This is a genomic window from Cupriavidus pauculus, assembly GCF_002858765.1.
Lineage (GTDB): Bacteria > Pseudomonadota > Gammaproteobacteria > Burkholderiales > Burkholderiaceae > Cupriavidus > Cupriavidus pauculus_B.
The window spans coordinates 112,644-124,733 of sequence record NZ_PJRP01000021.1; the positions used below are offsets into that span (position 1 = coordinate 112,644).

Here is a 12,090-nt window from a genome sequence, read left to right on the forward strand (position 1 = left end):
GGCGTGGCTCATCGCAGGCTGCCGACCGTACGGCCTCGCGCCCCGGCGCGCAGGCCGGCATCGACACGCAGATCGAAATGCGCGTAGCCGGGAAAAAGCTGCGGCGCCTGGACGTGCAACGGCAGGCCGGCCAGCGTCAATTCGCGCTGCCATGCGTGCACGTGGCCGATGCCGGCGCGGCTGGGCAGGGCGCCGCGCACCGATTCCGCCGCCTTGGCGCCGGCCCGGCGCCCCATGCTCAGGATGTCCAGCAGGGCGTTGCCCATCAGCCGGTTGCGTCCGTGGATGCCGCCCGTGACTTCGCCCACGCCATACAGACCTGCCACGTTCGTGGCGCCGTCCTTGTCGATGGCCAGCCCACCGTTCTGGTAGTGCAGCGTTGGATAGACCAGAAAGGGCTCCTGTGCGGCGTCATGCCCGCATTTGTGCGCGAGATGGGTCAGGGTCACCAGGCGTTTGGCAAGGATGCCGGGGCTTTCCAGTTCAAGCGTGGGCGTATCGAGAAACACGCCAACCTGTCCGTCACGGCCGATGCCGCGACCTTCCGCGCACTCGCGCAGGATGGCCGAGGCCACGACATCGCGCGGCTTGAGTTCGTCCACGAATCGTTCCCCCTCGCCATTGATCAGTTTCGCCCCGGCCGAGCGGGCGGCCTCGGAGATAAGGCCGCCCGCCAGGTGGGGCGGATAGGCGATGCCGGTAGGGTGGTACTGGAACGAGTCCAGTTCCCGCAGGCGGGCGCCCATGCGATAGGCCAGTACCAGGCCGTCGGCCGTGGCGCCATAGTGGTTGGACGTCGGGAACGCATTCAGATGCAGCCGGCCGGCGCCGCCTGTAGCCAGGATCACCGCACGGGCGCGCACCAGCACGAAGGCACCCCATTCGAGGTTGTAGATCACGGCTCCGGCGCAGCGCCCGCGCTCGTCGGACAGCAATTCGACCACGGGGCAGCGGTTCCATACGGCGACGCCGGCATCCAGATCCACCGCCTCGCGCAGCACGCGCATCATTTCCAGTCCGGTGTAGTCGCGATAGGACAGGATGCGCGCCGCTGATGCCCCGCCGGGCTTCTTGCGCAGCAGGTTGCCACCGATTGTGCGGTCTTCCGTCTGGTCGAACATCATGCCCAGCCGGATCAGCCACCGGATGACGTCCGGACCGTCCGAGACCATTTGCGCCACGAGTTCGCGGTCTGCGCAGAAATGGCCGGCGCGCAGGGTGTCCTCGAAATGCATTTGCAGGCTGTCGTCCTCGCCGATGGCTGCCTGGATGCCCCCTTCGGCCATCACGGTGTTGCTGTCGCCCAGGCGCAGTTTGGTGGCAAGGATGACCTGGGCGCCTTGCGCGGCGGCAGTCAGCGCCGCAGCGCAGCCACCGCCGCCGCCGCCAATGACCAGGACATCGGTCGTGACCAGTTGCGCGCCGGCTATATCGACGTCATCGATCAGCGCGTTGGCCTGGAGGCTGCGCGCCAGGTCTGGCTGGCAAGGGTCGCCACGGTTCGGGCCGACGGACAGGGCCACTCTGGCATTCGGCCCGTGATCCGGGTGGTAGGCCTTGAGCAGTGCCTCAACGGAAGTCCCGTCGTCGCGCATGGTGGGCGTCGCGCCACGCTGGTAGCGGCGGCATGCTTCCTCATAGGGGATGCTGGCGGCCATGGTTTGTCGGGTCTCAGCCTTGTTGAGGGGGATGCGCGCCGGGCGCGTCCAGATCGATCGCCATTTCGCCACGCTCGATCTGCTGCAACCGCTGCATCAGGTTCGCCGGCCGCAGCGAAAGCGAAGCGATCATCCGCCGTACGAACAGGCCAAGGTGGTTGGGCTGGATCAGTTCGGGGCAGGCCAGCGTGCAAAGGTTGCACATGACACATTCGTCGAAGACCTTAGCCGATTCCGCCAATTCGCCGGCCACGGCAAGATTGACGCCGCGCTGGACATCGAGCTGCTTGGGACAGGCGCGGTCACATCCGCTGCAGTGCCGGCAGTGGGCTGCCTCCGGAAAGGTCTCGGCAATCGTGCCCAGGATCTGCCAGCTGTCGCCGATATCCTCGATCCGATAGACATGGCGCGACGAAGAGGTGAAGTAGTCAAGAAAGGCGACCTGCATGCCGTCTTCGACCATCGTCTCGCACGCCAGCGCGGTCTTTACCTCCGGCTCGCCCTGGCGCCGGACCATGACCCGGCAGGAGCCGCACACCCCCTGGCCCATGCAGCCAACACCTTCGACCAGCGTCTCGCCCGCGTGGATGAACGCCTGCAGGATGGAGCAGTTGGCCGGCGCCGCGATTTCTCGTCCTTCTATGTTCAGACGTGCCATGCTTCCCGCGCCTCCCATTTGGCGGTGGTGGCGCCCGACCGTCGCCCCATCGAATAGGTCGTATAAACCTTAGCACAGGGAAGGTTATTGCCAAGGGGAGCGCATGGTCCTGGTGGCGTAAGTCGGAGGCTGTTGAGACGCTGCCCGGCAGGGACGCGGCTGGCATCGCGTCGCCTTTTTTCGATTGGAGGGCTCTGTCAAAAATTCCCCTGGGGCGACGGCCCCGCACCGGCACGTGCCTCATGCGCCATAAAGGTCCACATTCCATCGTCCGCCCTACGGGTTCCCCCTGAGGGTTTCAGCGCTTCCGCAGGCTCAACATGAACGCCGGAAAAAGCTGCCATGAAAGGCGCGCATGACGGCCGTTCCGTGGTCGAAAATTGAAATTGAACGACCGTGCTATTTTGTGTATGCTTGTCCCGCTTTCGAGCCGAATGGCTTGTGGCGCAAGGGATTGCGGGCCGTTGGATAGCCGGGCCCGAAGTTCCGGCCGTACCAGAGCAAGAACTGTATTCGAGAATTCGAATCCCGAGACAACCCATGAGCCCCTAGGAAGACGAAGGGCTCGCAAATACCAAAGGAAGGCGTATGACAGCGCAGTATCAGGTACAGGACGGCGTAGCCGTTATCACGCTCGACAATCCCCCGGTCAACGGCCTCGGTCACAGCACCCGACTGGGCATCGTCGAAGGCTTGACCCGTGCGCTGGACGATACCGCCGTCAAGGCTGTCGTCATTACCGGCGCTGGCAAGGCGTTCTCGGGCGGCGCCGACATCCGTGAATTCAATACCCCCAAGGCCACGCAGGAGCCGACGCTGCATTCGGTGATCCGCGCGCTGGAAGCGTCGACCAAGCCGGTCGTGGCTGCCATCCACTCCGTCGCCATGGGCGGCGGCCTGGAACTGGCCCTGGGCTGCAACTACCGCGTGGCCGCCAAGGGCGCGCAGATCGCGCTGCCCGAAGTCAAGCTGGGCCTGCTGCCCGGCGCGGGCGGCACGCAGCGCCTGCCGCGCCTGATCGGCCTGGAGCACGCGCTGAACATGATCGTGTCCGGCACGGCCATCCCCTCGGAAAAATTCGCTGGCTCGAAGCTGTTCGACGAACTAGTCGATGGCGACGTGCTGCCCGCCGCCGTCAAGTTCGCCCAGAACGTGGCCGCCGCCCCGGGCCCGTACCCGAAGGTGCGCGACCTGAAGGTGCGCCACGAGAACGCCGAAGGCTTCCTGGCTTTCGCCAAGAACACCGTGGCGGCCGTGGCCAAGAATTTCCCGGCCCCGTCGAAGTGCGTGGAGGCCGTGGCTGCCTCGCTCAAGCCGTTTGAAGCGGGTCTGAAGGAAGAGCGCGAGGGCTTCATGTACCTGGTGGGTACGCCGGAATCGCGCGCGCTGCGCCATGCCTTCTTTGGCGAGCGTGCCGCCAGCAAGATTCCCGATGTGCCCGGCGACACCCCGGTCCGCAAGATCGAGAAGGTTGCCGTGATCGGCGCCGGCACGATGGGCGGCGGCATCACGATGAACTTCCTGAACGCCGGCATCCCGGTGACGATGCTGGAAACCAAGCAGGAAGCGCTGGACCGCGGCGTGGGCACGATCCGCAAGAACTACGAGAACAGCGCCAAGAAGGGCAAGCTCACGCAGGAAAAGGTCGAGCAGCGCATGGGCCTGCTGACCACCTCGCTGTCCTATGACGACATCAAGGACGCCGACATGGTCATCGAGGCCGTGTTCGAGGAAATGGGTGTCAAGGAAATCGTCTTCAAGAAGCTGGACGAAGTGATGAAGGACGGCGCGATCCTGGCCTCCAACACGTCCACGCTCGATGTGAACAAGATTGCCTCGTTCACCAAGCGGCCGCAGGACGTGGTCGGCATGCACTTCTTCAGCCCGGCCAACGTCATGAAGCTGCTGGAAGTGGTGCGCGGCGAGAAGACCAGCAAGGGCGTGCTGGCCACCGTCATGCAGATCGCCAAGAAGATCAAGAAGACGGCCGTGGTCTCGGGCGTCTGCGACGGCTTCATCGGCAACCGCATGATCGAGCAGTACAGCCGCCAGGCTGGCTACCTGCTGGACGAAGGCGCGCTGCCCGAGCAGGTGGACCGCGCCATCGAGAAGTTCGGCTTTGCCATGGGCCCGTTCCGCATGGGCGATCTGGCTGGCAACGACATCGGCTGGGCCATCCGCAAGCGTCGCGCGGTGGACAAGCCGGACATCCAGTACTCGAAGACCGCCGACAAGCTTTGCGAGATGGGCCGCTTCGGCCAGAAGACCGGCGCGGGCTGGTACGACTACAAGGCGGGCGACCGCAAGCCGTACCCGAATGCACAGGTCAACGAGATGATCGTCGAGCACTCGAAGGAACTGGGCATCACGCGCCGCAAGATTTCCGATGAGGAAATCGTCGAACGCCTGGTGTTCGCACTGGTGAACGAAGGCGCCAAGATCCTGGAAGAAGGCATTGCGTCGAAGGCATCGGACATCGACATGGTCTACCTGACCGGCTACGGCTTCCCGCTGTTCCGCGGCGGCCCGATGCTCTACGCAGACCAGGTTGGCCTGTTCAACGTGGCCCAGTCCATGAAGCGCTACGCCAAGGGTTACCACGGCGAAGCCTGGAAGGTGGCCCCGCTGCTGCAGAAGCTGGCCGACGAGGGCAAGGGCTTCAACGGCTGAGTCACGACGACCTGAAACGAAGGGATAGGGAACCATGGCCTACGGCGCGCAGGATTGCCTGCTGGTGATGGACGTGCAGAATGACTTCATGCCCGGTGGCGCGCTGGCCGTGCCGCAGGGGGATGAAGTCGTGGCCGTCATCAACCGGCTGGCCCCGGCATTCGAGCATGTGGTGCTGACGCAGGACTGGCATCCGGCCGGACATGCGTCGTTTGCCACCAGCCATGCCGGGCGCGCGCCGTTCCAGACCACCATGCTGCCGTATGGCGAGCAGGTGCTGTGGCCCGACCACTGTGTGCAGGACACGCCGGGCGCCGCGCTGCATGCGGACCTGCATGTTCCGCATGCGCGGCTGCTGATCCGCAAGGGTCACCATGCCGGCGTGGACAGCTACAGCGCCTTCCTGGAAGCGGATCGCACGACAAGGACCGGTCTGGGCGGCTACCTGCGCGAGCAGGGCGTCCGGCGCGTGGTCTGCGTTGGGCTGGCGACCGACTACTGCGTGGCCTGGAGCGCGCTCGATGCGCGCGCGGCGGGCTTCGATGCGGTGGTCGTGGAAGACGCCTGCCGGGCGATCGACCTGGACGGATCCCTGGCTCGCGCCTGGCAGGATCTGGCCGCGGCCGGCGTCCAGCGCACGACTTCCGCGGCGGTGCTGGCCGGTAGTGCGAACCACAACCCATGGCTCCCTGAATCCTGACGCTTCACGTCGACATACCGAATATTTCTCGCAAGTTAGCTAGTTAGCTAGAGACACCAAGATACCGAGGAGCAACACATGAACGAGGCAGTCATCGTATCCACGGCCCGTACCGGGCTGGCCAAGAGCTGGAAGGGCGCTTTCAACATGACCCACGGCGCCACCCTGGGCGGCCACGCCGTCCAGCACGCCATTGCGCGCGCCAAGATCGAAGCCGGTGAAGTGGAAGACGTGCTGATGGGCTGTGCCAACCCCGAAGGCGCCACCGGCGCCAACATTGCACGCCAGATCGCCCTGCGCGCTGGTTGCCCGGTAACCGTGCCCGGCGCCACCGTGAACCGCTTCTGCTCGTCCGGCCTGCAGACCATCGCCATGGCTGCGCAGCGCGTGATCGCCGACGAAGGCGATATCTTCGTGGCCGGCGGTGTGGAATCGATCTCCTGCGTCCAGCAGGAGATGAACCGCCACATGATCCAGGAAAGCTGGCTGAACAAGAACAAGCCGGAAATCTACTGGAGCATGCTGCAGACCGCCGAGAACGTGGCCAAGCGCTACAACATCTCGAAGGAACGCCAGGACGAGTACGGCGTGCAGAGCCAGCTGCGTGCCGCCGCTGCCCTGGAAGCCGGCAAGTTCAAGGACGAGATCGTGCCGATGACGGTGCTGGCAGGCGTGGCCGACAAGGCCACGGGTCAGCTGCTGACCAAGGAAGTGACGATCGACGCCGACGAAGGCATCCGCGCCGACACCACGCTGGAAGCCGTGTCGAAGATCCGTACGGCAATGCCCGGCGGCGTCATCACCGCCGGCAATGCGTCGCAGTTCTCGGACGGCGCGTCGGCAGCCGTGGTGATGAACGCCCGCGTGGCGGCCGCCAAGGGCCTGCAGCCGCTGGGCGTGTTCCGCGGTTTCGCCGTAGCCGGTTGCGAACCCGATGAAATGGGTATCGGCCCGGTGTTCGCGGTGCCGAAGCTGCTGAAGAAGACGGGCCTGAAGGTCGAGGACATCGGCCTGTGGGAGCTGAACGAAGCGTTCGCCGTGCAGGTGCTGTACTGCGCCGACAAGCTCGGCATTCCGATGGATCGCCTGAACGTGAACGGCGGCGCCATCGCCGTGGGCCACCCGTACGGTGTGTCCGGCGCGCGTCTGGTTGGCCATGCGCTGATCGAAGGCAAGCGTCGCAGCGTCAAGTATGTCGTGGTGACGATGTGCATCGGCGGCGGCCAGGGTGCCGCCGGCCTGTTCGAGGTCCTGTAAGCACACGGGATGTAGTTCCCCTATCCCGCTTGCGGGAGAGGGGCAGGGGAGAGGGCAGGCGAATCGCCTTGCGACATCGCAGGTGGTGCGGCTAACCCTCTCCCCCGACCCCTCTCCGCGCACAAGAAAGGGGAGCTTTCCATCGCATATCGAAGGCCATGCCTGCCCTTCGCTTCAGCCCGGAGCCTCGCATTCCATGTCGCTGATTCTCTCCCGTCGTGACCTCAATTTCGTTTTGTACGAATGGCTCAACGCCGAGTCACTGACCCAGATTCCCCGTTTTGCAGACCACTCGCGCGAAACCTTCGACGCCGCGCTGGACACCTGCGAAAAGATCGCCACAGACCTGTTCGCGCCGCACAACAAGAAGAGCGATGCCCACGAGCCGCACTTCGATGGCGAGACCGTCACGATCATCCCCGAAGTCAAGACCGCGCTGAAGGCGTTCTGCGAGGCCGGCCTGATGGCCGCCGGGCAGGACTACGAGTACGGCGGCATGCAACTGCCGGTCACGCTGGAAAAAGCCGCGTTCGCGTATTTCAAGGCTGCCAACGTCGGCACGAGTTCGTACCCGTTCCTGACCATCGGCAATTCCAACCTGCTGCTGACCCACGGCACGCCGGCACAGATCGACACCTTCGTGCGGCCGGAGCTTGAGGGCCGGTTTTTCGGCACGATGTGCCTGTCGGAGCCCCAGGCCGGGTCGTCGCTGTCGGACGTCACCACGCGCGCCGACTACGAGGGCGAATCGCCGCTGGGCCAGCAATACCGGCTGCGCGGCAACAAGATGTGGATCTCCGCCGGCGAGCACGAACTGTCCGACAACATCGTGCACCTGGTGCTGGCCAAGATCCCGGGGCCCGACGGCAAGCTAATCCCCGGCGTGAAGGGCATCTCGCTGTTCATCGTGCCGAAGTACCTCGTCAACGCGGACGGCTCGCTTGGCGAGCACAACGACGTGGTGCTGGCCGGCCTGAACCACAAGATGGGCTACCGCGGTACCACCAACTGCCTGCTGAACTTTGGCGAGGGCATGAAATACCGCCCGGACGGCAAGGCCGGCGCGATCGGATACCTGGTAGGCGAGCCGCACAAGGGCCTGGCGTGCATGTTCCACATGATGAACGAGGCGCGTATCGGCGTGGGCCTGGGCGCGGTGGCGCTGGGCTACACGGGCTACCTGCACGCGCTCGACTACGCCCGCAACCGCCCGCAGGGCCGCCCGGTCGGGCCGCAGGGCAAGGACCCGGCCAGCCCGCAGGTCAAGCTGGTGGAGCACGCCGACGTGCGCCGCATGCTGCTGGCACAGAAGAGCTATGTCGAAGGCGGTCTGGCGCTGAACCTGTATTGCGCGCGGCTGGTGGACGACGAACATGCCGCGAAGGCCGCCGGCGAGACGGCAAGGCAGCGCGAGCTGTCGCTGCTGCTCGATATCCTGACGCCGATCGCCAAGAGCTGGCCGTCGCAATGGTGCCTGGAAGCCAACAGCCTGGCCATCCAGGTGCATGGTGGCTATGGCTACACGCGCGAGTACAACGTCGAGCAGTTCTATCGTGACAACCGCCTGAATCCGATCCACGAAGGCACGCACGGCATCCAGGGCCTGGACCTGCTGGGCCGCAAGGTGGTCATGCAGGATGGGGCGGCCTTCCAGTTGCTTGGGCAGCGCGTGCAGGCGACCTGCGAACGCGCAACCGCCAGCGGCAACAAGACGCTGGGCGAACAGGCATGCGCGCTGGGCGCCGCCGCCGCGCGCCTGGCGGAGGTCACGCAGACGCTGTGGTCGGCCGGCGATCCGAGCGTGACGCTGGCCAATGCGTCCGTCTATCTGGAGGCGTTCGGCCACGTCGTGGTGTCGTGGATCTGGCTGGAACAGGCGCTGGTGGCGCAGGCGGCGCTGGCCGGTGCGCAGGGCGAGGATGCCGACTTCTATCGCGGCAAGCTCGCCGCGACGGCGTACTTCTTCCAGTTCGAGCTGCCGAAGGTGTATCCGCAGCTGGACCTGCTGGCCTCGCTGGACCGCACGACCCTCGACATGCAGGATGCCTGGTTTTAAATGGCAAGCCGCCAAAAACGATTCTGGCGTCGTTGCGCGACCTTGCCGTACCTTGTGTACTGTCTGCGGTCGCGCGCCTGGCCAAAACCGCTTCGCTTCGTTTTTGGCGACTTGCGAAAATGCAAAATAGAGAGACGGAGACACTCATGAGAACCATCCAGCAACTGTTCGACCTCAAGGGGCGTACCGCGCTGATTACCGGCGGCTCGCGCGGGCTGGGCCTGCAGATTGCCGAGGCACTGGGCGAGCAGGGCGCGCGCGTGGTGCTGTCGGCGCGCAAGGCCGACGAACTGCAATCGGCGCAGGCGCATCTGAAGGCGCGCGGCATCGAGGCCGACTGGATTGCCGCCGATGGCTCGCGCGACGACGAAATCGCCCGCCTGGTGGACGAGGCGCTGGCCAAGCTTGGCCACGTCGACATCCTCGTCAACAACGCGGGGGCGACGTGGGGTGCGCCGGCCGAGGATCATCCGATCGAGGCCTGGGACAAGGTGATGAATCTCAACATCCGCGGCCTGTTTCTGCTGTCGCAGAAGATCGGCAAGCTGTCGATGATCCCGCGCCGTTATGGCCGCATCATCAATGTGGCGTCGATTGCTGGCCTGGGTGGCAACCCGCCGGGCTCGATGGAGACGATTGCCTACAACACGTCGAAGGGCGCGGTCATCAACTTCACGCGCACGCTGGCCGGCGAATGGGGCGAGCACAACATCACGGTCAACGCGCTGGCACCGGGCTTCTTCCCGTCGAAGATGACCAAGGGGTCGCTGGACCGCCTGGGCGTGGACAAGATGTGCGAGGGCGTGCCGCTGCACCGCCTGGGCGACGACGAAGACCTGAAGGGCGCCGCGTTGCTGTTCGCGTCCGACGCCGGCAAGCACATCACGGGGCAGATCCTGGCGGTGGATGGCGGCGTCAGCGCAGTCTAGGCGCCTTGGGCCTGCTACTCTCTCCCCATGCGGGAAGGGGAGTAGACCAGGCGCATAATCCAGGCCGAAGGTTTTTCTTATTGCCCCCAATCATGACCCAACGCCAACTCAATATTCCGTTCCTGGCCGATCTCGGCGTGCTGTGCAACTACATGGAAGGCGGCCGCAGCGAGATCGAACTTGATCTGCAGACGCGCCACCAGAACAGCTGGGACATGGCGCACGGCGGCGTCATCATGACGCTGCTTGATGTGGCCATGGCCATCGCGGGCCGGTCGTCGGACGCCGAAGGGCGGGGCGTGGTCACCATCGAAATGAAGACGAGCTTCATGGCGCCGGGACGCGGCAAGCTGACCGCGCGCGGCCAGACCGTGCATCGCACGTCGACGATGGTGTTCTGCGAAGGCGAGATTGTCGACGCCGACGGCAAGATCGTGTCGAAGGCCTCGGGCACGTTCAAGTACATCAAGCGCATGCCGCCCAAGCGGGAAACCGGGGCGGCGGATTCGGGCGCCGACGGTTGATCCCGTCGCGCCACTAGTTGGCCTTTCATTACGCAAACCGCGCAAACCAGGCGCAAACCGAGCGAAGGAACCCACATGTCGAAGCAAACCTACAAGCGCATCGTTCTGGCGTCGCGTCCGGCCGCAGCCGTCACGCCCGAGAATTTCCGTCTGGAAGAGGTGGCCGTGCCGGAACTGGCCGACGGCCAGGTCATGGTGCGCAACCATTTCCTGTCGCTGGACCCGTACATGCGCGGCCGCATGAGCGACAGCAAGTCGTACGCCGACCCCCAGCCGCTGGGCGAGGTCATGATCGGCGGCACCGTGGGCGAAGTCATCGCCAGCAAGAACCCGAAGTGGAACGTCGGCGACAAGGTCGTCGGCATGTTCGGCTGGCAGGAAATCGGCGTGACCGATGGCGGCGGCATGCAGAAGGTCGATACCACGCATATCCCGCTGTCTGCCTACCTGGGCTCGGTCGGCATGCCCGGCGTGACGGCCTGGTATGGCCTGAACAAGATCATCGCTCCGAAGGCAGGCGAGACCATCGTCGTTAGCGCGGCCTCGGGCGCGGTGGGCAGCGTGGTTGGCCAACTGGCCAAGCTGGCTGGCTGCTACGTGGTTGGCGTGGCCGGCGGCAAGGACAAGTGCGATTACGTGACCAATGAACTGGGCTTCGACGCCTGCGTGGACTACAAGGCGGCCAAGGACGCCAAGGAGCTCTACGCGATGGTCAAGGCCGTGACCCCCAAGGGTATCGACGGCTACTTCGAGAACGTGGGCGGCGACATCCTCGACGTGGTGCTGGCCCGCCTGAACCCGTTCGCGCGCATCGCCGTGTGCGGCCTGATCGCCGGCTACGACGGCCAGGACATGCCGATCCGCAACCCGCGCGCCATCCTGGTCTCGCGCTGCAAGATCGAGGGCTTTATCGTGTCCGAACACATGGACGTCTGGCCGCAGGCGCTCAAGGAACTGGGCGGCTTTGTGGCGCAGGGCAAGATCAAGTTCCGCGAGAGCATCGCGGAAGGCCTGGCCAGCGCGCCGGACGCGTTCATCGGCCTGCTGAAGGGCAAGAACTTCGGCAAGCAGCTGGTGAAGCTGGCCTGAGCGGCACCCCAATCCCACAAAAGAACAGGAGACAGCCATGAACGCCCCGCAAACCGCCGCCGACAAGGACGACATGGCCGCTGGCCTGTCCGAAGAGGTCAAGGCCCGCTACCGCAATCTGCCGCGCCCGCCCAAGTTCGATACCCCGGCCCAGGAGCGGCTGCATCGCAAGCAGCGGCTGGCGGCGGCGTTCCGGCTGTTCTCCAAATTCGGGTTTGACGAAGGCGTGGCCGGCCATATCACGGCGCGCGACCCCGAGTTCACCGACACGTTCTGGGTCAACCCGTTTGGCGTGCATTTCAGCCACGTCAAGGTGTCGAACCTGATTCGCTGCGATCACCACGGCAACGTGGTGGAGGGCGACTATCCGGTGAATGCGGCGGCCTTTGCCATCCACTCGCGCGTGCACCAGACGCGCGAAGACGCCGTGGCCGCCGCGCATTCGCACAGCACGTACGGCCGGGCGTGGTCCACGCTGGGGCGCACGCTTGATCCGCTGACGCAGGATGTCTGCGCGTTCTACAACGACCATGCGTTGTACGACGACTT

The 12,090-nt window shown here is 65.1% G+C and carries 10 protein-coding genes; 8 read left to right on the plus strand and 2 right to left on the minus strand.

Annotated features, from left to right (window positions below):
• Positions 1-8: 8 nt before the first annotated feature.
• Positions 9-1,658: an FAD-binding protein gene (locus tag CYJ10_RS29810; protein WP_101685041.1), complete on the minus strand. Its 1,650-nt coding sequence runs from the start codon at positions 1,656-1,658 to the stop codon at positions 9-11.
• A 13-nt stretch (positions 1,659-1,671) separates the two neighbouring features.
• Complete coding sequence (locus CYJ10_RS29815) at positions 1,672-2,316, minus strand: 4Fe-4S dicluster domain-containing protein (RefSeq protein WP_101685042.1); 645 nt, start codon at positions 2,314-2,316, stop codon at positions 1,672-1,674.
• Positions 2,317-2,904: 588 nt separating this feature from the next.
• Between CYJ10_RS29815 and CYJ10_RS29820 the strand changes: the two genes are divergently transcribed.
• The 8 genes from CYJ10_RS29820 to CYJ10_RS29855 all read left to right on the plus strand — a co-directional run.
• Complete coding sequence (locus CYJ10_RS29820; protein WP_101685043.1) at positions 2,905-4,986, plus strand: 3-hydroxyacyl-CoA dehydrogenase NAD-binding domain-containing protein; 2,082 nt, start codon at positions 2,905-2,907, stop codon at positions 4,984-4,986.
• 34 nt (positions 4,987-5,020) lie between these two features.
• Positions 5,021-5,686 (plus strand): bifunctional nicotinamidase/pyrazinamidase, encoded by a 666-nt coding sequence (gene pncA, locus CYJ10_RS29825; RefSeq protein ID WP_101685044.1) that lies wholly within the window; start codon positions 5,021-5,023, stop codon positions 5,684-5,686.
• Positions 5,687-5,764: 78 nt separating this feature from the next.
• Positions 5,765-6,943 (plus strand): acetyl-CoA C-acyltransferase, encoded by a 1,179-nt coding sequence (locus CYJ10_RS29830; RefSeq protein WP_101685045.1) that lies wholly within the window; start codon positions 5,765-5,767, stop codon positions 6,941-6,943.
• Positions 6,944-7,139: 196 nt separating this feature from the next.
• On the plus strand, positions 7,140-8,999 hold the full coding sequence (locus tag CYJ10_RS29835; RefSeq protein WP_101685046.1) for an acyl-CoA dehydrogenase: 1,860 nt from the start codon (positions 7,140-7,142) through the stop codon (positions 8,997-8,999).
• A 146-nt stretch (positions 9,000-9,145) separates the two neighbouring features.
• Positions 9,146-9,928, plus strand: coding sequence for an SDR family oxidoreductase (locus tag CYJ10_RS29840; protein ID WP_101685047.1), 783 nt, complete (start codon positions 9,146-9,148; stop codon positions 9,926-9,928).
• Between the two features lie 92 nt (positions 9,929-10,020).
• Positions 10,021-10,452: a PaaI family thioesterase gene (locus CYJ10_RS29845; RefSeq protein ID WP_101685048.1), complete on the plus strand. Its 432-nt coding sequence runs from the start codon at positions 10,021-10,023 to the stop codon at positions 10,450-10,452.
• A gap of 75 nt (positions 10,453-10,527) precedes the next feature.
• On the plus strand, positions 10,528-11,541 hold the full coding sequence (locus CYJ10_RS29850) for an NADP-dependent oxidoreductase (protein ID WP_101685049.1): 1,014 nt from the start codon (positions 10,528-10,530) through the stop codon (positions 11,539-11,541).
• 37 nt (positions 11,542-11,578) lie between these two features.
• The coding region (locus tag CYJ10_RS29855; protein WP_146002146.1) for a class II aldolase/adducin family protein at positions 11,579-12,090 on the plus strand (512 nt) is incomplete at its 3' end.

Excerpts from the sequence above, each read along its gene's own strand:
- pncA (WP_101685044.1), top strand. The coding sequence starts at position 5,021 with ATGGCCTACGGCGCGCAGGATTGCCTGCTGGTGATGGACGTGCAGAAT.
- CYJ10_RS29820 (WP_101685043.1), top strand. The coding sequence starts at position 2,905 with ATGACAGCGCAGTATCAGGTACAGGACGGCGTAGCCGTTATCACGCTC.
- CYJ10_RS29830 (WP_101685045.1), top strand. The coding sequence starts at position 5,765 with ATGAACGAGGCAGTCATCGTATCCACGGCCCGTACCGGGCTGGCCAAG.
- CYJ10_RS29835 (WP_101685046.1), top strand. The coding sequence starts at position 7,140 with ATGTCGCTGATTCTCTCCCGTCGTGACCTCAATTTCGTTTTGTACGAA.
- CYJ10_RS29845 (WP_101685048.1), top strand. The coding sequence starts at position 10,021 with ATGACCCAACGCCAACTCAATATTCCGTTCCTGGCCGATCTCGGCGTG.
- CYJ10_RS29850 (WP_101685049.1), top strand. The coding sequence starts at position 10,528 with ATGTCGAAGCAAACCTACAAGCGCATCGTTCTGGCGTCGCGTCCGGCC.
- CYJ10_RS29840 (WP_101685047.1), top strand. The coding sequence starts at position 9,146 with ATGAGAACCATCCAGCAACTGTTCGACCTCAAGGGGCGTACCGCGCTG.
- CYJ10_RS29815 (WP_101685042.1), bottom strand. The coding sequence starts at position 2,316 with ATGGCACGTCTGAACATAGAAGGACGAGAAATCGCGGCGCCGGCCAAC.
- CYJ10_RS29810 (WP_101685041.1), bottom strand. The coding sequence starts at position 1,658 with ATGGCCGCCAGCATCCCCTATGAGGAAGCATGCCGCCGCTACCAGCGT.